This is a genomic window from Mesorhizobium sp. M1169 (assembly GCF_040318345.1).
Classification (GTDB): domain Bacteria; phylum Pseudomonadota; class Alphaproteobacteria; order Rhizobiales; family Rhizobiaceae; genus Mesorhizobium.
This window is the reverse complement of record NZ_JAMYME010000018.1, coordinates 55,954-76,709: the sequence shown is the minus strand read 5'-3', so window position 1 is coordinate 76,709 and position 20,756 is coordinate 55,954. Positions and strand designations below refer to the sequence as shown.

Annotated in this window: 16 protein-coding genes; 4 read left to right on the top strand and 12 right to left on the bottom strand. The window is 58.4% G+C overall.

Annotated features, from left to right (window positions below; genetic code table 11):
- Positions 1–9: 9 nt before the first annotated feature.
- Genes NKH41_RS18900 through NKH41_RS18890 form a run of 3 tightly spaced genes read right to left on the bottom strand, consistent with a single transcriptional unit; the run spans position 10 to position 2,587 of the window.
- Entirely contained in the window at positions 10–684 is a 675-nt protein-coding gene (locus NKH41_RS18900; RefSeq protein ID WP_023675621.1) for a sugar transferase, read from the bottom strand.
- On the bottom strand, positions 681–1,817 hold the full coding sequence (locus NKH41_RS18895) for a DegT/DnrJ/EryC1/StrS family aminotransferase (RefSeq protein ID WP_023675620.1): 1,137 nt from the start codon (positions 1,815–1,817) through the stop codon (positions 681–683). The genes NKH41_RS18900 and NKH41_RS18895 overlap by 4 nt, the downstream gene beginning before the upstream one ends.
- A gap of 47 nt (positions 1,818–1,864) precedes the next feature.
- Positions 1,865–2,587 (bottom strand): nucleotidyltransferase family protein, encoded by a 723-nt coding sequence (locus NKH41_RS18890; RefSeq protein WP_023675619.1) that lies wholly within the window; start codon positions 2,585–2,587, stop codon positions 1,865–1,867.
- Between the two features lie 511 nt (positions 2,588–3,098).
- Here NKH41_RS18890 and NKH41_RS18885 point away from each other — a divergent pair.
- Positions 3,099–3,776 (top strand): LuxR C-terminal-related transcriptional regulator, encoded by a 678-nt coding sequence (locus NKH41_RS18885; RefSeq protein ID WP_023675618.1) that lies wholly within the window; start codon positions 3,099–3,101, stop codon positions 3,774–3,776.
- Positions 3,777–3,959: 183 nt separating this feature from the next.
- Here NKH41_RS18885 and NKH41_RS18880 read toward each other — a convergent pair whose 3' ends face one another.
- Positions 3,960–5,699 (bottom strand): PAS domain S-box protein, encoded by a 1,740-nt coding sequence (locus NKH41_RS18880; RefSeq protein WP_352769361.1) that lies wholly within the window; start codon positions 5,697–5,699, stop codon positions 3,960–3,962.
- A gap of 286 nt (positions 5,700–5,985) precedes the next feature.
- On the opposite strand from NKH41_RS18880, the gene NKH41_RS18875 reads away from it, so the two are divergent.
- On the top strand, positions 5,986–6,693 hold the full coding sequence (locus NKH41_RS18875; protein ID WP_352449679.1) for a helix-turn-helix transcriptional regulator: 708 nt from the start codon (positions 5,986–5,988) through the stop codon (positions 6,691–6,693).
- Between the two features lie 244 nt (positions 6,694–6,937).
- Complete coding sequence (locus NKH41_RS18870) at positions 6,938–8,050, top strand: NAD-dependent epimerase (RefSeq protein WP_352933306.1); 1,113 nt, start codon at positions 6,938–6,940, stop codon at positions 8,048–8,050.
- Positions 8,051–8,199: 149 nt separating this feature from the next.
- Here the strand turns inward: NKH41_RS18870 and NKH41_RS18865 are convergent, their stop codons facing one another.
- From NKH41_RS18865 to NKH41_RS18830, 8 genes are all read right to left on the bottom strand, one after another.
- Positions 8,200–9,777, bottom strand: coding sequence for a lipopolysaccharide biosynthesis protein (locus tag NKH41_RS18865; protein WP_023675614.1), 1,578 nt, complete (start codon positions 9,775–9,777; stop codon positions 8,200–8,202).
- The gene (locus NKH41_RS18860; RefSeq protein WP_352933303.1) at positions 9,774–11,990 is read right to left on the bottom strand and encodes a GumC family protein; all 2,217 of its coding nucleotides are present in this window, start codon (positions 11,988–11,990) and stop codon (positions 9,774–9,776) included. Before NKH41_RS18860 ends, NKH41_RS18865 begins: the two co-directional genes overlap by 4 nt.
- A 1-nt stretch (position 11,991) precedes the next feature.
- The gene (gene asnB / locus NKH41_RS18855; protein WP_352449682.1) at positions 11,992–13,989 is read right to left on the bottom strand and encodes an asparagine synthase (glutamine-hydrolyzing); all 1,998 of its coding nucleotides are present in this window, start codon (positions 13,987–13,989) and stop codon (positions 11,992–11,994) included.
- 4 nt (positions 13,990–13,993) lie between these two features.
- The gene (locus NKH41_RS18850; protein WP_352769356.1) at positions 13,994–15,250 is read right to left on the bottom strand and encodes an O-antigen ligase family protein; all 1,257 of its coding nucleotides are present in this window, start codon (positions 15,248–15,250) and stop codon (positions 13,994–13,996) included.
- Positions 15,247–16,470, bottom strand: coding sequence for a glycosyltransferase family 4 protein (locus tag NKH41_RS18845; protein ID WP_352769353.1), 1,224 nt, complete (start codon positions 16,468–16,470; stop codon positions 15,247–15,249). Before NKH41_RS18845 ends, NKH41_RS18850 begins: the two co-directional genes overlap by 4 nt.
- 335 nt (positions 16,471–16,805) lie before the next feature.
- Positions 16,806–17,039: a Trm112 family protein gene (locus tag NKH41_RS18840; protein WP_352769350.1), complete on the bottom strand. Its 234-nt coding sequence runs from the start codon at positions 17,037–17,039 to the stop codon at positions 16,806–16,808.
- Between the two features lie 289 nt (positions 17,040–17,328).
- Entirely contained in the window at positions 17,329–18,612 is a 1,284-nt protein-coding gene (locus tag NKH41_RS18835) for a hypothetical protein (protein ID WP_352769347.1), read from the bottom strand.
- 98 nt (positions 18,613–18,710) lie between these two features.
- Complete coding sequence (locus tag NKH41_RS18830; protein ID WP_352769344.1) at positions 18,711–19,421, bottom strand: AAA family ATPase; 711 nt, start codon at positions 19,419–19,421, stop codon at positions 18,711–18,713.
- Between the two features lie 487 nt (positions 19,422–19,908).
- On the opposite strand from NKH41_RS18830, the gene NKH41_RS18825 reads away from it, so the two are divergent.
- Positions 19,909–20,697 (top strand): class I SAM-dependent methyltransferase, encoded by a 789-nt coding sequence (locus NKH41_RS18825; protein ID WP_352769341.1) that lies wholly within the window; start codon positions 19,909–19,911, stop codon positions 20,695–20,697.
- Positions 20,698–20,756 lie beyond the last annotated feature (59 nt).

The window sequence follows — 20,756 nt, the reverse complement described above, 5'->3', positions numbered from 1 at the left end:
CCCCTGCTCTCAAGGTCCAATCGGCGGCGGCGAAACCACGCCAAGCACCGCCAGCAAGCCGCGCACCATCCACACAACATCGGAGCCGATCGTGCGCTGCGGATAATAGGAAAGGTCGAGCCTGGCTTTGGCAGGAAACAGAACCTGGCGATAGAACAGTAGCGGGTCCACCGATCGCGGATAGAAACGGGCTTCATGCCGGAAGAGAACCTGGGCTGGACCCAGCAAGCCTGGCTTGTATTGTAAAACGTCTTCGAAGCCCCCGCGAAAACAATCGGCGAAGGCAAGGCTCTCCGGGCGTGGCCCGATGATTGCCATCTCGCCTCTGAAGACGTTCCAAAGCTGTGGCAGTTCGTCGAACTTGGTGACGGCGAGGAACCGTCCTATTGGCGTCATGCGGCTGTCATCGGCCATGGTCAGAGCCAAGCCACCGGGGTCGCATTGCACGCTGAACTTGCGGAACTTGTACATGCGGAATGGGCGAGCACCGGCCCCGACGCGGGTCTGTGTGAAGAAGATGGGCCGCCCGCCTTCCAGCAGCAGCGCCACGGCAATCAGCAGCATCAGCGGGGCGAAGACGATCGCCGCGGCTGCAGCAATGACGAGATCGATTGCTCGTCTCGCAGACCCATGGGCGGCGCTCGAGACGTTAGACCGGTGAATGGCTAGGTCCAGGGCATTCATGCGGCTGTTCCTGTCTGAGCGCAATTATTGACCGCCGCGGCAAGAGCGACGACTACCGATTCGACCAATGGCGCGGTGATCTGCGGATGCAGCGGTACAGTCAGTTCGCGCTGCGCGAAATCTTCAGTGCGCGGTAAGTGAGTACCGGGAATGAGCTCACGATAGAGCGTCATCTGGTGCACCGGCGGGTAGTGGATAGTGGTTTGTATCCCTTGCCCGCGCAGTGCGTCGATGACGTCTTGCCTGTCGGCGTAACGTGGCAAAAGGATAGGCATGATGTGGTAGGCCGACGTCCGCGGCTCGTGGAACGGGATGGTCACGGCCGGGCAATGCTTCGCTATGAGACGGCGATACAGCATGACCAGGATACGCCTGATCTCATTCCACTCCTGCAGATTTTGCAGCTGGACCAGTCCGATCGCAGCCCGCAATTCATCCATGCGATAGTTGAATCCGAGCATGGTGACATCATACTGAGGGGTGCGGCTGTTCAGCCTTTGACGCGTCCCGGTGGTCATCCCATGTCCACGCGCCTGGCGGATTGTCTCGAGCAGACCGGCATCCCTGGCGATCACAGCCCCGCCTTCCGCCGTGGTCATGTTCTTGTTGCCGTAGAAGCTGAAGGCGGCTGCGGCACCAAATGTCCCCACCTCCTTCAAGCCCGGCGCATGCGCCGCGTCCTCGACGATGTGCAGCCCCCGGGCACGGGCGAGCCTCTGCCATTGTTCCCGATCGGCGAGGTAGCCGGCGAAATGAACGAGAATGATTGCCTTGGTGCGGGCCGTGCATTTCGCTTCGGCTTCCACGATCGACATCAGCGGCACGTCGGCTGATTCGATGTCGACGAAAACCGGCGTCGCACCGACATAGAGGACCGCATTTGCGGTCGCCACGAACGTCAAGGATGGCACCAGCACCTCGTCGCCCGGTCCGATGCCAAGTGCGTGCAAAATGAGATGAAGCGCTGCGGTGCAAGAACTGACCGCGACGCAATCCTCCGCATCATGAACGTCGGCAAAAGCTTGTTCGAAGGCTCGTACCTGCTCCCCCATGGTCAGCCAGCCGCTGTCGATGACCTTGGTCAAAGCAGTCTTCTCCGGCACACCCAAGATCGGGGCACTGACCAAGAGCATCACAACCTCCTAGACTGATAACTGTGGGAACCGGGCTCGTGACTTCATCATGCAGCCGTCGCAGTGACCTCGATCGAGGCCGACTGGTCTTCCCAGGAAATGGTCTGTGCGTTCTGAAAATCGTCGACGCGCCCGATATCGAGCCAGAGACCCTCATGTTTGTACACGTGCACGGTTGTGCCGTTCTGCATCATCTGCAGCATCAGGTCGTCGAACCCAAAGGGTATGCCGGATGGGATAAACTGCAGAACATCCGGGTTCATGCAGTAAATTCCCATGCTGACCAGATGCGAAAGCGTCGGCTTCTCGCGAAAGACCTGCACGGTATTGTCGACTTCGTCGATGACGCCGAAATCCATCTTGATCAGGCGACAGGCTGTTGCGATCGTCACTGGATCGGTGTGCTTACGGTGCGCTGCTACAAATCGACTGAGGCTTAGATCCGTGAGGACATCGCCATTGAGAACGATGAATGGCTCCGTCAGTTCATCCCTGATCAAAGACAGTGGCCCGATGGTGCCAAGCGGCTCCATCTCCTGCGTATATCGAATTTTCAGGTTCCACTGCGAGCCATCTCCACACACGGTGCGGATCAAGTGGCCGAGATACCCGGTTGTAATATAAACTTCCTGAATGCCGTTGCGTCGCAACCATTTCAGAAGCATCTCGAGAACCGGCCGTGCGCCGATCGGCATGAGCGGCTTCGGCAAGACCGAAGTGAAGGGGCGGAGGCGTGTTCCCATTCCTCCACATTGAATAACCGCTTTCATCCTGGTCCTCCCTTGTTCATTCGGCCTGAACGCTATCGTCACGGGCCGGCTATCCTGCCCTGGTTAGCACCCGGGAAACGCGTTCTTGTCCCCTCAGAAGAACCGGTGAGATTTCCCGTAGAAGACCGGTGAGATTTCTCCACTGTCCCCTGATCCGGACATTGCATCTGGATGGTATGTGGCCGTCAGGGTGGATGTCGTCGTGCATTCGAATGGTAACAATTCAGCCGTTTTGCTGTTCTATATCTTTAGACCTATAGCACTGCTGAACGACCGGCCGGTCTGTCAGCTGTCCAAAAGGTCAGAACGTATGTTCGACGACGTTCGGCGGGTTTCGCTCACAAGGGGCAAAAAAAGAGGAGCGTTTCCCGTCATTTAAGATTATATTAGAAATCTGGCGTTTGCGGTGTTGGGGGTGCCGCAGCGTCGGCTGGATGAATCGACGAGTGGATGGCCACGACTTTCAGGCCATTACCGTTCAATCCATTCAGATAGGCGTTGGGGTAGTTCAATGTATCGAATCGTCATCGCCGACGATCACGGCTTGTATCGTCGCGGCTTGCGATTGGCACTGACCGCAGGCATTCCAGGTGTGGAGATATTTGAAGCGTCCTGTTTCGACGCGGTGCTCAGTTTGCTGGCAGAGCAGTCGTTCGTGGATCTTGCGATCCTGGATCTGAATATGCCGGGCCTGTTCAATCAAGAAGTGCTCGGCGGGATCCTGTCTGCCTATCCGGACACGCGATTTGCGATCGTTTCCGGAAACGATTCACGCTCGGAAATACTCACGGCTCTGTCGATCGGGCTTCACGGCTACATCGTAAAATCGCAGACGGACGAAGAGGTTGTTTTGGCCGTCAATGAAATCCTCTCCGGCCGCATCTATGTTCCTGCACTTCTGTCACGCCCGGGAGCGACGCAAACAACCCACGCGCATACCCATTCCGACGACAAAGGCCCACAGAGGCGTACCGCTGGCGTCAACCTTGGCAGGCTGACTTCGAGGCAAAAGGAAGTCCTCAAGCTGATGGCGGAAGGCTATTCAAACAAGGAAATTGCGCGCGATCTGGAAATCGCAGAGGCGACCACGAAAATCCACGCTGCTGCGGTTCTGCGTGAATTGGGGGTACGCAATCGGACCGAGGCTGCCGTTATGCTGAAGACTTGGCTTTCGAGACATGCCAGCTAGAGCGCCGCGCGTCCTTTTGGACGTGCAAACGGCGTCCCAAGACTCCTCATGCATTTTACTGCATATCCCAAAGCCGCGGCGCAGCTTTGGGCCGACGACATTCTTGGAAGGAACCCTGCGCATCTCAAAGGCCGCTCAGCGCGACCCGCCTTTAGATATCTGCTTTCCGATTGGAGCACTGCACTAAAATCCGACTTCCTTGCGTGACAGCCGCAGCGAATACCGCAACCCTTGGTCCGATATTTCCAGCCTGGGAGAGTGACCGACAAGCGGCGCTCCATCCACTCCGATTATCATGGAACCGAAGCCATGACGGACTACGCTTGAGGTCCTACGCCGCCCCGATTCCACCCACTCGAACACGATATCGCTGCCTGTTTCTTCAGGTGCGAACGTCCAGCTTACGTCGATCCGGCCTTTTGGATCGGCAAGCGCTCCGTATTTCGTGGAATTGGTGGCAAGCTCGTGAACGATCATTGCAAAACTCTCGGCGGCGCCTCCCGACATCGCCACGGAAGGACCGCTGACCGATATCGCACGTGTTCCAATATATGGGTGCAATTCTTGCGCAACGAGATCGTTTATCGCCCCCGATACGCTGCCGTTGCGTGAAAGAAGCAGATGGGTTGCCTCGAGCGCGCGTATCCGGTCGATCAGCATTTCCTTGTATTTGGCGACGTTGTTTCCGGGAACATCGACCATTTTCACGAGCGCCGTGATCACCGCGAAAACGTTGCCGAATCTGTGACGCTGTTCGAGCATGATGCGCTCCCGCTTCTTTGCCGCGGCGCGCAGCAGCGTGGTTTGTCGTCTCTCGCTCAGGTCGGCAGCCACTCCAAGCCGCTGTCCACCATCATCATGTCTTTCCTCCCTTCCGCGCAGCGCAACCCAGCGGATATGTCCGTCCGGTCGGCGGACGCGTATCTCAACATCGTAATTCGTGACCGAGGGCGCGGCCTTTCTCGATGCCGCCAGCTTTGGCCAGTCCGCCGGATGAACGACAGCTGATAGCTCCTCCAAACTGCGGCTATTGGCCTGGGCCAGGCCGAGAATGTCCCAGAACGTGTCCGAGCCCGTGACTATCCCGTCTTTAAGGTCTATGCGCCACGTGGCCAAGCGTCCAGCAGACAGAGCGAGGTCCAGCCATTCCTTCTGGGCCCGAAGCGCTTCGTGAACAGCGCGTCGTTCCGAAATATCGTCGACCACCACGAAGATGCTCTCCGAGAGGCCACCCTCGGGCACGGACGAAGAAAGCGTTAGCCTGGCCCAGAATGCCGTACCGTCCTTTCGTGACAGACGCACCTCCGAAACGAACGAAGAAATGTCATTGCCCAACCTCGCCAGCAATTGCGCCAAGGTATCCCGGTCGTTCGGATGGGCGAGCGTATCGAGCTGCAATTGGGCAAGCTCCTCCTCCTTGTACCCGGTCATCTCACAAAGGCGTCTGTTGGACTGCAGCAACTCACCTTTCTTGTTGGTGTTCGCGAATCCCATGGCAGCACGTTCGAAGGCCCAACGATAGCGGCTTTCGGTCGCCTCGACGGCAGCGAGCCTGGCCTCCGCGACTTCCAGCAACTCACGCAAGTCCTGCCGCAGACGATGGAAGGTCATGGCAATCACGCCACCCGAAACCAGAAGCAGGATTGCGCGTGCCCAATCTCCACTTGAAATCTGATCGTGTCCTCGTGCCCACAGCCCGACAGCCACCATCAGAATGGTCGCAGCGAGCGCCGGTACACGGTCTTCGAGATAGGCGATAATAATAATAGCCGGAATAAATTCCAGAAAACTGGCGCCTTGCCCAATATAGGCTGACGATTTTATTTCAAATATTAGTGTGGCAGCTAACACCGATGCAGAGGCAATATGAGTTAGCAATCTGCCCGACGGGTTCGAATTCGACCTGCGCGACTGCGAGCTCATGGACACAGACTACAACCTTCTGACTAGCCCGTCGAGACTAGAGCAAAAAACGTACAGCTTAGTACCACTGCCGGATTGCCATACCGCTATCATAGCGCGCATTTTATCGGACGCAGCGGGGCCTAAGAGCTGCCTTAGAACTGTCGGATCATATTAAGTTTTCAAGGTGGTGATGAACGTATTATCCGTCAGCGCATAGAAGACTAGAATCCAGCTACACATAGAAGACTACATGAATCCCGAATATTTATTTCGGGCGTGTGAAACTTTGGGTTAGGGGTAGAAAATGAATCTGATCGATAGACAGGTCGATGCTTCGAGCAATCGGTACATTGTTACGAGGACCAAGTATGATTTTGAAGCGCGGAATACGCGGCCCTCTTCTGGTCACCTTCCCGATCGCGCATCGGATCCATTGGACGCAAGGTTCGGCGAACCAAAAGGCCGCAGTCTGGAATCCATAACCGGCGTGCTTGATCGCATTGGCTGTGGCTATCTCGTGCTGAATCGCGAAAGAAAAGTAGTCGAGTGGAACGCAGCCGCCCAAACCACGCTTGAGCGCCAGGGCGAAGCGGCCGACACGGCGAGCGGACTTACGGCCGCCCTAAGGCGGCTGATCGCGAATGTTCCGGGCCAATTCCTGCCGGGCTCGTTGTCTTGGGTGGTGATCCGCAGCAGGGGCGACCGACCGGTGATACTGAACGAGAACGGCGTTATCGCTCCCGACGGAACGAGCATTGTGGCGCTGCTGGATCGCGACAACAGGTCGGGGCCAAATCCTCGGACGCTGCAAAGAATGTTTGGCTTGACGAGCGCAGAAACGCACCTCGCCTTGCGCTTGGCCCAGGGCGACGCACCTTTGGAGATCGCTCGCAGCTGGCGTCTCAGCCGCACCACGATCCGTTCCCAGCTTGCCTCGCTGTTCGCCAAGACCGAAACAAAACGCCAGGCGGAACTGGTGGCTCTTCTTGGGCGTATTTCGGTCCTGCCGTAAGGCCGGCCACTTAGATCCAATCGCCGGACGTCGGCATCCGCCCGGGATTCAAACTACGCAAGTTGGCGTGTCATGACTTGGCAGGTCGTGCACCGCATTGCGCACTCCACTAGGTTCGATGCGCCAGCGTAAATATCGAAAGCCGCAATCCCGGACCGGCTATTCGGTACTGTCGAACGGATTCGAAAGGCGACAAGTGGACAACGATCTATGCAGCGATTCTGTCCTTGCCGCAGCGGAGAAGATGGAAATCGCTCGATCCCGTTCGGACCGCGCGGTGAAGAAACTTGCACGGACAGGACCGATCGTCGTCACCGGCGCCGCGGGCTTCATTGGTTTTCACGTGGCCTCACGGCTTTTGCGTCTTGGTGTCAAAGTCGTGGGCGTCGACAATTTCACGCCCTATTACGATCTGCGGCTCAAGGAAGCGCGGTTTGCACGCCTCTGTAGCGAGGCGAAATTCACGCCGGTACGAATGGATCTGGCGGATGCCGCGCGCGTTCAGTTGCTGTTTTCAAACGTTTGCCCCTCACATCTTGTCCATCTCGCGGCTCAGGCCGGCGTGCGTCATTCACTTGTTGACCCGCACGCCTATGTGCAATCGAATATAGTGGCGTTTCTCAACGTCCTTGAGGGCTGCCGGCATCATGGCGTCAGTCATCTCGTCTACGCCTCTTCGAGCTCCGTCTACGGCTTGAATCGAACCATACCGTTTTCCGAAAACCACGGCGCCGATCATCCCGTCAGCTTCTACGCCGCCACCAAGCGTTCGAATGAATTCATGGCGCATTCATACAGCCATTTGTTCGGCTTGCCCGTGACCGGACTGCGCTTCTTCACCGTTTATGGCCCTTGGGGCAGGCCCGACATGGCCGTCTACTTGTTCACGCGCGCGATCGTCGAGAGCAAACCAATTGAAGTAGCCAATGCCGGCCGCGTGTGGCGAGATTTCACCTATATCGACGATATCGCTGAGGGCGTGGTTCGAGCACTTGCTACACCGCCGCAGCCGGATCCGAATTGGGACCCTTGCACCGCCGACCCTGCCACAAGTTCCGCGCCGTATCGCGTCTACAATATCGGCAACGACCGGCCCGAGGAGATCAACCGGCTGATTTCGATCATCGAGACCGCTCTTGGCAGCCGGGCAGTTCGCGTGGATGTGCCGTTGCCGCCTGGCGACGTTCTGGAGACGCGTGCCGACGTCAGCGATCTTCGCCAGGCCGTCGGCTTCGCCCCGGCAACACCGCTAGAGGACGGAGTGCGACGCTTTGTCGAATGGTACCGGGACTTTCATGGAACGGATGCCGCGGCCAGCATACGGCAACAGACGTTGGTGAATGAGGCCACCGTGTAGGCCGCGGGCCCTGTCGGGCGATGATCTGCCACTCGGCGCGTAACGCGTCGGCCACAAAGCCGCTCTCGCCAGTCTCTATCCGACACAACCCTGGACTCGAAATTCCTGAACGCTGATGCCGTCGCGTGTCGGGGCGCGACGGTCTCAAATCAGCGCAGGAACCAATGTCGCCGCTGGCCTTCGACTGCGTGCGTTCTGAACGATGTTAGCGCAAAGATCAGCCCAGGGATAATTTTCAGCCGTTTGCTGATGTAGATCGACATCGCCACATTCCAAATCGCCAACGCAAGCGCGAGGCCCACTGCGGCGCCCGGCGCGCCGTAGAGCGCAATTCCTGTGGCACAGCCTATGATACTGGCCGCAGCGCCGACGATCATGGTTGCGGCTGCCGCCCATTCGTTTCCGGTCATCATCAAGAGGAGCATCTGGGGTCCGCACAGCGCGACAAAGACATATCCGAGAATGAGTATCCGCGCGACTGGTGCCGCGGTACTGAAATCCCCGCCGAACCAGCTCAACAGAGGTTCAATAATCGCAAGCATCGGGATGGCCATCGTTAGAGCCCCACCAGAGGAAAGTAGGGCGGCCCGTGAAAACAGCTGCTGCAGAGCCAGCCGATCGCCTCGGGCATGAAGGGCAGCCGCTGTCGGCGCAAACATCGTAGAGACGGCAACCAGGGAAAGGCTCACAAGCAAGGCGACGTTCAATCCCAATGCGAAAATGCCTGCTTCGCGAATGTGATGCGTCCAGCCCAGCACCATGACTCCGGCCCGGCTGATGAAAACATCGAGCCCAGCCATGAGCATCATTGGCGGAACCGCGGACCACCATTCCCGCGACTCGTCGCCTGGCTGAACCTGCCGCAAGCCAGGCGGCTGAAATTTTGTCGCCATGACGAACACCAGGCCGACCGTGATGGCTGAACTTGCCAGCACCGCCTGCATCACCAAGGGTGCATTGGGGGTCCATGATCCGGATAAGCCCGCCATTCCCAGCAACGTCAACAAGAGGCCGTCGCGCACTATGCGTTCCGGCAGGAGGGCCGAGACACCGCCGCCGAAAGCACGAACAAGTGTTGCGCCCAAAGCGTAGGCGGTGACCAAAGGCACTGCTGCCATGCCTAGCAGCTGGCTGATTTGAAGCTCCTTGTGAGAAGGATCTGAAAAGAAAAAGATCAAGGCGGCGCCAACGATGCCGAATAGTGTCGCCGCCGCCAGCGACCTCTGCAGAGCAAACCTGATTACGCCGTGTACCAGGTCAAGCCGCCCTTTGGCACTGTAGGCGGAGACGAAACGCAACAAGGATACATGGAAACCAAGCGTTGCAAGATAGGCAAGCACCGAGGTCCAGGCCAGAACATAGGAGTAGATGCCATAGCTGGTGGAGCCAACGATGCGCGCAATCAATAACTGCGCCAAGCTGGTCAAGCCCGCACCCCCGATATAGACCAAAAGAGCGAAGATGCTGGCATAGCCGAGACCCCGGCCCGTGTCCTCCTTGTGCGGCAAAACCATATTCGTTGGAGCAACGGAGGCCGCAGGGAAGCGGGCGAGCTTCGGATCGCTGAAATCGTCGATGTCTTTTGCGCCGGCGTCGCGCATTTCATCGCCTTGATCGCCTTTGGCCGCGGACCCTGCTCCGGACTGCGAGATCGTCGATATTATCTTCCGCTCGACAGGTCGAATGCCGTGGCGGTCGTTACGCGGAATCCCGCATGTGACATTCATGATGTTCTCTCGAGCAAGAGATCCGCGCTGTCCCCAAACCGGTAGCCGGCGTGTTTCCTAAGATTGACCTGCGTGAGAACGCTGCCTACGGGGACCTGAGCCGTCTCGTCCTCTGTCAGCAACTGCAGAACAGCACGCGCGATGCTGCGACGCGTCCTGGCCCAGCGAACAGCGAAAAGAACCGCGTCAGCCCAGCCCGTCAGTAGCCTGGCCTCAGGTCCTCCAAGTCCCAGCGGTCCATTTATGATGACGATGCTGTACATCGAGCGCAGCTCATCTGTGACCAGGGACCCGTCGATCATGGACAGTTGCGGCAGCAGATCCTCTGATGGTGCGAGTGCCATGAAGTCGATTCCAATTTCAGGCATTCCCGTGACCGCGTCGTGCAGCGGACAACGGTCGCTCATATAGTCTCCAAAGGATTTATGTGGCTTGAACGCACCGGATTCGTTCAGAAACTCGTTCGTGAGGCGGGGGCCCGTGCCGTCAAGATCGAGAAAAAGCACTCGTCCCCCAAGTCGGGTAGCTGCCAAGGCGAGGCTCCATGCGAGCTCGGTCTTGCCATCATGCCGGACGCTGGACGTGACGAGGATGACGTGCGACGCACGGCCTCTCGCTTTGTTGAGAGCCACGGTGACAAGAAGAGAAGTGACGGCTCGGCTGTAGCTGCAGTTTTGCTGGCCGAGAACCAGCTGCTGTAGTCGTTTCGCGTGTATCGTGGGCGCTTCCGGTATCAGCCCCAGGCACGGAACCCCGAGCGCGGCTTCAGCTTCGGCCCCGCCGCGCAAGGTCTGATTGAGACGGCTGCGGACCAAGACGAAGACCCCGCCAATGAGGCCAAACACGATCATGCCGGGCGGAATAAGAAAGATGGGCGGCAGGGTTTTTGGATTCGTTGGCGGCCATGCCGCTGAAAGGATCGAGACCCCGGGCAAGGGAGTTGCGATGCGCTGCACCAGATCCTGTTGTTGGGTGAGAAGCTGGTTGTATCGCTGCGTCAGGATGCTGACCTGCGGCTCGAGCGCACGCAAGCCGGAAAGCCGGCCGGCTGTGTCGGCCACCACCGCATCGAGCACATTCTTACGGCCCTCCAGAGCAGCGATCTGGGCACGGTAGATGTTCCCCTCCGCCGCAATGCGAGCAGTGCCTTGTTCGATCTCGCCGTTGATCGCAGTGCTAAGGCCCGCATCCGCATTGTCGTTGGCTTGGCGGGCCGCCATGTCGGCCAATACCGGAGACCCGATCGCTTCGGCGAGCGCCGCCACCGATGCTCCTTCCTCTCGCAAAGCCTCGATGTGCTGAAGGCGAGATTCCGTCGCTGAGAGATCCGCTTTCGACAAGGATATCTGCTGACTAAGTTCGGCTGTCTCCTTGGCAGCGTTATCCGCCGCACCTTGATCGACCGCGCCATGGCTCAGTCGATACTTTTCCAGGCGGTCGGTCGCTTTCGCCAGGTCGCTTTGTACGACCGGCAGGCTGGCGACGATCGAGGCGAGTTCCAGCCGGTCTGACGCCCTGCGCTTCTGTGCGAGATCGTTGATGTATACTTGGACGAACGTATTGGCCACCAGGGCGGCTCGCGCCGGATCGTCGTCGGTGAAGCCGACGGTGATCACCCTTGATCTCAGTTCCTGTCCAACCCTCATGCCCTTACGCAATGCCTTGAGTTCGGCTGCATCGGCCGCCTCCGGCCCGCCCTGCGGCCAAATCCTTTCTAGCAGACCAGCTGCGAAGGTGCGTATGTTCTGCAGGTTGCCGCCTACCGGGGCGGCGCGGGAATTTCCGACATCACCTTGCTCAGCAATGTTGCCGATCTTTGTCTCGCGTAGGGCTGCGACCAGGCGACGCAGATGCCCTTGCGAAGAGAGCATGGTTAAGTGGTCATCAATGCTCGCATCCAGCATCTCCTGAGCAGAATCCGCACCTCCGGGAGCCGCGTTCCTGCCAGGAGCATCGACAATCACCTGTGCGGTCGCCTCGAACAGGACAGGACGCAGAAAACCCGCAAGCCCAGCCAACACTCCGCCCAAAATCACCATTGCAAGCAGGAACCATTTTCTCCTCGCGATGGTAATGAGGAGTTGATGGAAGGGGGTCTGCGCGTCGACCTGTTCGCGCAGGAATGGCCTCATGCGCGGATTGATCTCGCGCGTCGGCACGTGCATTTCAGTGGCGTGCGGAAGGTGAATTCGGCTGACTATGGAACCTTCCATCTCATACTCCTGTCAGTTCGAGCGCTGTGGACATGCCCGTTGCCGGCCCGGCGGACCGCCCGGCCTCGTTGCGCCAAGCCTGGAACATCAACGCGGGCCACAAATCGCGAGAATGATCCTGTCTTCCGTCAAGATGGTCGCGCCAGCAGGTTTCGACCTTCGCAAAGTCGAAGATCCCATCTCCGGAGAGGCGTATATCGGCGACTAGATCGCTGGCCCAGATGCGCAACGGGCCGCTCAGCCAGACTGCTATGGGAACATCGAAACCCTGCTTCGGCCGGTCGATCAGCCGTTGCGGAACATAGCGGCTAAGCAGCTGACGAAGAAGCCACTTGCCTTTGCCATTGCGGACCTTCGCATGTGCCGGCAGCCGCCAGGCGAATTCGACAACCCGATGGTCGAGAAGCGGGCACCGGCCTTCGAGGCTATTGGCCATGCTGGCGCGGTCCAACTTCACCAATATATCGTCGGGCAGGTAACCGGCCATGTCGTCGTACAAGAGACGGGACAGCAGGCCATCAAGCCGGGGGGACCCTTGAATTGATGTGGGCGGCGTGTGGAGTGCGAGGCTCCCGGTCGATGCTCCGGTCAGCCGTCGATGCAATTCGTCCTCATCTGGCGCAGCGAGCAGCCGAGCGAGGCGATGCAGCCGGTCGCTCCGCAGCGCGTGCCGTCCACTCGCCGAAAGCGGCAGCTTGCCGACGAAATCGTGACGCGCTGCACGGGCCAGCAATCCGACCCCTGCAGCAAGCGCGTGACGCAGCGGCGACGGCAGCGCATGCTGTCGTTTCAACCGCGCAGCCATGAAATGACGGGCGTAACCGGCGAAGCATTCATCGCCACCGTCGCCTGATAGGGCCACCGTAACGTGCTGGCGAGCGAGCCGCGCCACGAGCAAAGTCGGTATCTGCGATTCATCGGCGAACGGCTCATCCCAGATCCGCGGCAGTTCCGGAATGACTTCACGCGCAGCGGCTGCTGAAAGGTGGAGTTCAGTATGATCGGTGCCCAGGTGCCGCGCGACCTCCGCCGCGTGGGGAGCCTCATCAAACCCGCCTTCTCCGAAAGCGATCGTGAATGTGCGCACCGGTTTTGGCGATTGGGCCTGCATCAGCGCCACAACCGTGGAGCTGTCGAGGCCACCAGACAGAAAGGCACCCAGCGGCACATCGGCTATCATGCGTTCCCGGACGGCAAGTCGAAGCAGGTCGTCGAGTCCATCGGTCAGTTCTTCGTCGGTACCGGCGATTAGATTCTGTCGACCGTTCGCGGCGACTTCAGGCAGCGACCACCAGTGTCGGGCGCGTTGCGAAAGTGATGCGGCGCTGCGCGCCTCGGCAAAATCCGCCGCCGTCACAGACAGGACCGAGCCCGGAGGTAGCTTGAACACGCCTCGCCAGATGCAACAGTTACCCGGTACCCATCCCTTCGAAAGCATTGTCGCGGCCGCGTCGAGATCGAGCTCCTGACAGAAACCTGGAAAACGATGGATTGCCTTCAACTCGGAGGCAAAAACGAGCGCATCGCGCGTTGCAGCAACATAGAGCGGCTTCTTGCCCATTCGGTCGCGGGCGAGATGGAGGGTCCTGGTCTTTAGATCCCACAATCCAAATGCGAACATGCCAGCGAGGCGGGTGAGTGCGGTGTCGAGACCCCAGCTCTCGATTGCGCACAGCATCACTTCGGTATCGCTGGCGCCACGGAACCGATGGCCAGCGTCTTCAAGCTCGCGGCGCAGATCGCGGAAATTGTAGATCTCGCCGTTGAAGGTAATGGCATATCGGCCACTTGCCGAATGCATCGGCTGGCGTCCTGCTTCCGATAGGTCGACTATAGCCAAACGCCTGTGGCCGAAGGCAATGCCGGCTTCGCGATTGATCCAGAAGCCTTCGCCATCAGGCCCACGATGACGAAGGGCCGTCGTCATCTGGCCAATCGCCCTGAGCGGCTTGATATTGGCGGCATCGGGTGCAAGGAGAATTCCGGTAATCCCACACATGCCATCACCTCAGGTCGCTAGAGGTTGCCGAAATCGTTCGCGGCGTTCCGGCAACAAGGCAAATAGTAAGCGCAAACCACACGATTGGATGGCGGATGATCAGATGTGGCATTCCGAAGATAACGATCGACACCACCAGCACGAACAGGGCATCGAGCTTCGCACGCCATGCGCATAAGGCCGCCGCGCCGACAATCCAGGCCAGGGCTAGGACCGCAACCAAACCACCTTGAGTATACAGATCGAGAATCGTGTTGTGAGCCTCGAAGGGCCGGGGCAGAAATTGGCTGTAGGAAATGGGCGGGCGCTCCAGATGCGGGCCAGGACCAAGGCCCAGGGATCCTGACGTTAGGCCCTTGCCCAATGCGTCTCCCCAGAGATGGATTCGAAGTGCAGCGGTTTCGGCGGTCGCATCGCCGCCCTTGTCCTTGGTAAGACTCAAGGCGAACTGTTCGACGCTGCCCACCTCCGTGACGATGTAAGGCGTCATCGACATGGCCAACGGAAGGAAGCCAATCATCAGCAGGAGGGTAACTTGCCGGGACAGGCTGACCTTGCCATCACCGGCTGCGAGCCATGTCCGAACCCGCAGCCCAAGAAATATCAGGCCGACCAGGACCGTCGTATAAAGATAGGTATCACTTTTCGTCAGCCTTCCGACATAGATGGTCAGGATAAGGCTGCTGAGCCCGGCCAACCTCGCCCACGACTTGCTTGTAGTAGTCGCAAGATGCAAGGCGAGCGGACCAAGGAGTGCGCAATAGAGCGCGAGCTGGTTGGGGTTCTCGGACCAGCCACGGAAGCGATCCCAGTACCAGGGATCGACGCCGGATTGGTGGATCCAACCCCATCCAAGTGCCAGCTGAACAATAAAGCATGCATTCGCAATCGCGACCACCCACCAGGCAGCACTGCGCAGACGGCGATCCGCGTCGGGCTCCGCGGCGGCCAGGCAGGTGACGCAGATCAGCAGCAGGTAGGCTACCACATCGTGCATCACCACCGACAGATACAGTACCGTGGTTAGGTAGCCAACGATGGTGCCAATACCCAGAGCGAGCGTGATGATCAGCCAAAAGCCCGCAACACGGATCAGGGCGGGCCTGACTACCAAGTGACCGCCGGCGAGCACCCGCCCGATCGACAGCATGATCCAAAGCGCGAGAAACGATTCGCCATAGCCGTAGGGCAAGCCCGGAACTGAGAGCTGCGCCGCATACGACATGGCTACGCCGCAGGCCAGGATCGCGTCCCGGATCATCGGCCCGCTCCACCTGATCCGCGGTTTGCAGCAGGCTCTTCAAGCAACACCGGCGATGCCGGTCGAGCGAAGCTGCCCTGGGATTTGGCACTAAGGACATTGTCGTAGAGATCGCAATATTGCTCGACCACCCAGGGCAGCGAGAACTGCGTCCGGACGAGCTCTACAGAGCGAGCGCCCATGGTCCGTCCTTTCCGGCGGTCGGACAGGACCTCCATAATTCGAGAGGCAAGGCCGTTCGCATCGTGCGGGGGGACGAGATGGCCGTTCCATCCGTCCTCGACCACCTCACTGCAACCAGGCATCATCGAGGCGACGATAGGCAATCCCGCGAGCCCTGCCTCCAGCAGGACGCGCGGAATCCCTTCTCGGTATTGTGTTGGAAAGGCGAACAGATCGGCCATGCCAAGAAGGGCAGGTACGTCGCGTCGTGGACCCAAGGCGATGACATGCGGCACATGTCGATCGATCTCAGCCTTGTCCACTGCAAATGGGCCCTCGGATTCCAATGGGCCGACAAGCACGAAACGGGCATTGGGCCTTTCCGACAAGATGCGAGGGACTGCCTTGAGGAGTGTCGGGATGCCTTTCTGGCGCGTTAGCCGGCCGACAAAAATTACGATCTCGGCGGATTGGAGCCCAAGCTCTTCGCGCATTTTCATCGCCGACGGGGCAAGATGCCTTGCCATGGCGAACGCATCGACGTCGATTCCAGAACTGCGGATCACTCGTCCGCTGCCGCGTCCGATCAGTCGGTAGCGTTCAAAGAATGCCTGATCGTCCCGATTCTGGAACACCGTAGCCGCCGTCCATAACGACGAAAGCCATTGCAGTCCGCAAAAGATTGGGCGCAGGGCAAGGGCGCGCGGTTCCAGGGACGAGAACGTCCAGCCCAGACCGTTAATAGTGCGCACGACTGGAACGCTTCCGCGCACTGCAAGTGGCGTCACCAGGTTGGGCTTGGTGTCGAAGCTTTGGATAATGTCCGGCCGGAGTTCCGCCATCAGCTTTCGAATGGTTCTGATGGCGGCCCATTCTCCGCTGCTGCTGGAAAATCGGTCGAAACCGTAGCTGCGATGCGGAATGCCATGCCGCAGGAATGCGGCTTCACCGCCGCTCGACACCGCAGTAACACGGAATCCCTTCTCTCGCAGCGACATCAAGAACGGAATTCGCAGGGCATGATCCTCGCCTCCGACACACACCAGATGCGGATTCATCCTGCGTCTCCTGACCGTTCGCTGTAGCCCGATCGCGCGAAGTGGCCGGCCCTTGAATTTGCTTTCATGGTGTTGGTTTCGCTAACCATCTCGCCCAAGGTCACGGTAGGGGCAGGTCTTGCCACTGTCCTCGTCTGTTTAAATGACACAAACCCTGTCCTGGCAGCGGGCCGCCGTACCCAGCCGGTTCAGGTCGCCGCGCGTTGCGTCAAAGAGGTCGGCACTGCCGGGGTGCCGAGCGCAGAGTGATCCGCAGACAACCGGCTCGCGCTCCGCAGCACACTTTCCTGTCATTGCTGGCTGTCGTCAGAAAGCCTACTTTAGCGCGGCTCCCATCATTGTCTGGATGCGCGAAGTTTGACCACGCGGGAGGTGATCGTCCGTGCCTCCGAGGCTAGCAGGATTGGAATGCCGTCGCGAACCGGATAGGCAAGTCCTGCGCTCTTCGAAACGAGTTCATCGCGATCCGAATCCCAGGCAAGTGAGCCCTTGGTCATTGGGCATACCAACCATTCTAACAACTCAGGGTTGAAAGAGGCATTCTCTTCGGCTCGCTTATCCGTATCCATCTGCTATTCCTTTCTCGGCCGTGACATCAACAGTGAGCTCCGGCGCGAGCGCCCTTGGCGATACAAGCCGTCACCCGACGTCATCGCTGTAATTCGTAGGATTCCGGCAAGTGTCATAAGCCTTGCAAACTGCACAATCACGCTAGGTGCAGGCTTGGCCACTGTCGTCGTCCGTTTGAATGAATCGACATCGACGGAGCCCTATGGCGCGAAGTTGAACATGAGGCGTTAAAAGCGTGAATGGAGCAAGCACGATCGGCGATATCGCCATAGGCGACCGGAGGTTTCGTTATTGAAGACCGCTCGCGGCTAATGCTCTCGAGCCAGTGTCTGATCCTTCCGGCCAGTCAATACGGGCGACGAAATCGTAAACCGGGCCGCCGGGTACTCCCCAATTGCTTGACCAGATCACCTGTGAACCGTCCGGGGACGGCGACGCGTGGGTCTCACTCCAGTAGTCGAATGGAACGTTCTTCGTCTGCACAATGCGCCGGACCTCTCCGCTGCCGTCGATGCGCAACGCGATGACTTCCCGCGCATACGGCGCCCAAGCCGGATATTTTGATACTTCGTCCGGATTGCCCGAATAGGTAAGGAACACCCAACCGGGCCTGTCCAGCGACCTGAGCGATGCATGCTGTGCTTCGCCATATCTCATCAGCGAGGTGACTTTCCCATCTGACAGCCTTCGCTTGATCACCTGAAATATGTCCGGATCGGACTTACTGATCCCCACATAGATTTCGCTGCCATCGGCATCGACTGTCATGTCACCATGGCCAGGTCTATGATGCTCAGTCCATTTCTGGCGCAGAACGCCGTCAACAGAAAAGATGAACGTCTGTTCAATGTCGTCTTTAAGCTCCTGAATGCACAAGATGTTGACGCCCAGCGGCGAGATTGTGCAGGTGTTGTTGGTCCCGACAAGCTGTGCGAGATTGATTTCCGGAAATTTCCGCCGCTGTTTGAGATCGTAGGCAAAGACGACCATCTTGCCGTCCCGGCGAACCGAACGTACGGCAATACGGTTGCCGTCGCGGCTTGGATTGCCCTTGTATGGTCCGAACTGGAGATCGCTGTTCTCGGTCGAAACAAACAGGACCTCCTCGTGATTGGTGCGTGGCGCCCAGGTCGAGATTTTCCGACCTCCAACGCAGATCATCAGATCGGGATCGTGAGGATGCCATTCGCATTCGGTCGATCGATCACGGCGAAAAAGCGGAACATAGGTTCGCCCATCCAGGAAGCACAAACCACCGCAGCCGTTGCTGATGACAAGAAGGCTCTGATCCGAATTCCAGGCCTGGGCGCTCGAATAGCGGTGGCTGCAATATTTGCTCCCGCATGCGACGCCGGCGCCGAGGATTCCGGGTTTGGTTATTCGCGTGAAAGCTGTGCCAAAAGCCGCATCCTTCGTCGCGTGCAGGTAATCCGGCAGGTCCATGGCTACCGGCGCGACGAACTTTGTCGATGCGACGTCCTCTCCACTCACCGCCCCGTGGATAACTATGGATATCGCGCTGACAGCAGCTAACGTCAACGCCAAGGCAGTCTGGTAGCGAGAAAAACGCATGTCATGTCAACTCGCGCGGTTCCTTTTCAATAATTCGATTTTCCATATTATTGGATATCTTCTTGTCGACTTGTCGACGCTTTCAAAACCGCATCTTTCTAAGCTTCAACTCTTTTAAATTTCGCCCGCGTTTCGCCGAACTTGTCGATTACTCCACGCGCTATCATTTCTGTGGCGGCTGTGAGTCCGTTCGAATCTAAACTTTCAACGCAAGTCGTCGGTACCGGGAACGATCCAAGTTGTTCCTCAATAAGATTGACGTGATCGATATGATCAAGACTGCTCTGCAGATCGACTTCGAGGAACTTCTGAATGATACCGAGGTTACGCCGGCGTTCCTTCAGACGGACCTCTAGAATTTCCCTTGGCGCCTGCAATCGGACAAGCAGATCTGGTTTGGGCAGAAGCTCGAGCGCGCGCGACACCCTTTCACGATCCGTTATGCCGCTGAACAAAACCAGTGAACATACGAATTGCACCATACCTTGGTCAAAAATTGAGATCGTGTCTTTGGACGCTATTGCCGCGCGCCATGCTTGAAGAAGAGCTTCAAGATGCCAGTTCAGGCGAGCCGCCCACAGCTCATTCTTGGGTGGAAGAATCTTAAGCACTTCTGCACCGAGAGAACGCTGTCCGATCCACTTTGAATGCAAGCCGGAGACCAGTTTGAAGGCGGCCCTTCTAACCGGATGTCGGCGGTCACCGGTCTGCAAAACAACAGAGTAGCCCTGATCTCGCAAAACGTGCACCAGCTCGGACGCTAACGTCGTCTTACCAGCACCGGACGGCCCAAATAGCTCCAAGATCATCTTTCAATCCAGACTGAGGGAAGCCTACTGGCAGTGACGTCATGTCCATTTGCTGAAGCGAACGCCCATCTCTTCCTGGGATGTCTAGCCGACGAGCCAGGAATCCGCGCCATCCGTATGAATGACGGTGTGGTCACGTTAGGATATCGACGGACGCCAAAATCGTGAACGGAAGGAGTGCGTTTCGGTCACTATCCTTCCGGATTGCCTACCGTCCGTTTACCGTTCCGTCTCCGAAAGGGGTGTGCAGTAGCCCTATTCCCCAGCACACTTCCGCGAGGGCGCGGCAGTCATGAGTTCGGCATGTCTCATCCGTTCGAGGGATGCGAGACACCCAGCCTTCTGGAAACCTTCTCCGTGATGGACGCAGCCAACCGGCCGTTTATCCCCTCTATCGCCAATAGGGCAGCTTGGTCGGCTATCCAATGAACGTGTCGGACAAAATCTTCGCTCTCATCTGCAGGAGAAATCGTATGAAAGCAGGCATATGAGCGAGAACCTCGAGCCACATCAGACGGCAGCGGCAAATACTGCTATACCTGCCAATTACAACGCCAAGGTCGCGGCAGTCGCGGCCTATGAACTCCCGACAAAACAGAGATATCAAGATCCGAGTTTTGCGAGCTGGTACCTGAACGGCTATGCAGGCCGGTTGAAGCTGTCCACCGTTGCGTCATACGTCATTGCGCGACGGGAGCAACGCTGCATCGCCAAGGCGCTGGAGAGGTGCAGCCCGCCTCCATCTCAGGTGCTCGATATCCCATGCGGAACCGGGAAGCTGGCCGGCGTGCTGGGCCAGCATAATTGTCGGGTGCTGGCTGCAGACATTTCAATGGAAATGATGGCCTTGGCTAAATCAGCATATGAAGGTCAATCCGGATTTCGGGGATTCATCCGATGTGACGTGACGCAGCTGCCGTTCGCCGACGAAAGCTTTGATACGGTGATCTGCCTTCGCCTCATCCATCTCATTCCGCCACATCTCAGGCGCGACATTATCAATGAGCTGGCGCGCGTTGCCGGCCGTCGTCTGATCGTATCCTACGGCCTTGGAACCCGCCTTCAAAGAATACGACTGGGGCTGCGGAAGATAATCACCGGAAGGATGTCGGCGCCTCATCCCGTCAATCTCAACGTTGCGCGACAGGATTTCGCGGCGGCGGGGCTCAAGCTGGTACGCTCTTTCAGCGTCCTCCGGTTCCTGTCCTGCGAGCAGCTGTTCGTACTTGAGAAGGTAAAGGCTTGGCCTGCCGCCGGTTTGCAGTCTTCGCGTTAGCACTGGTGTTGCGGATCAGGCCGCTGATGGTTGTCAGAAGCTGAAACGGCTGCGGGAGA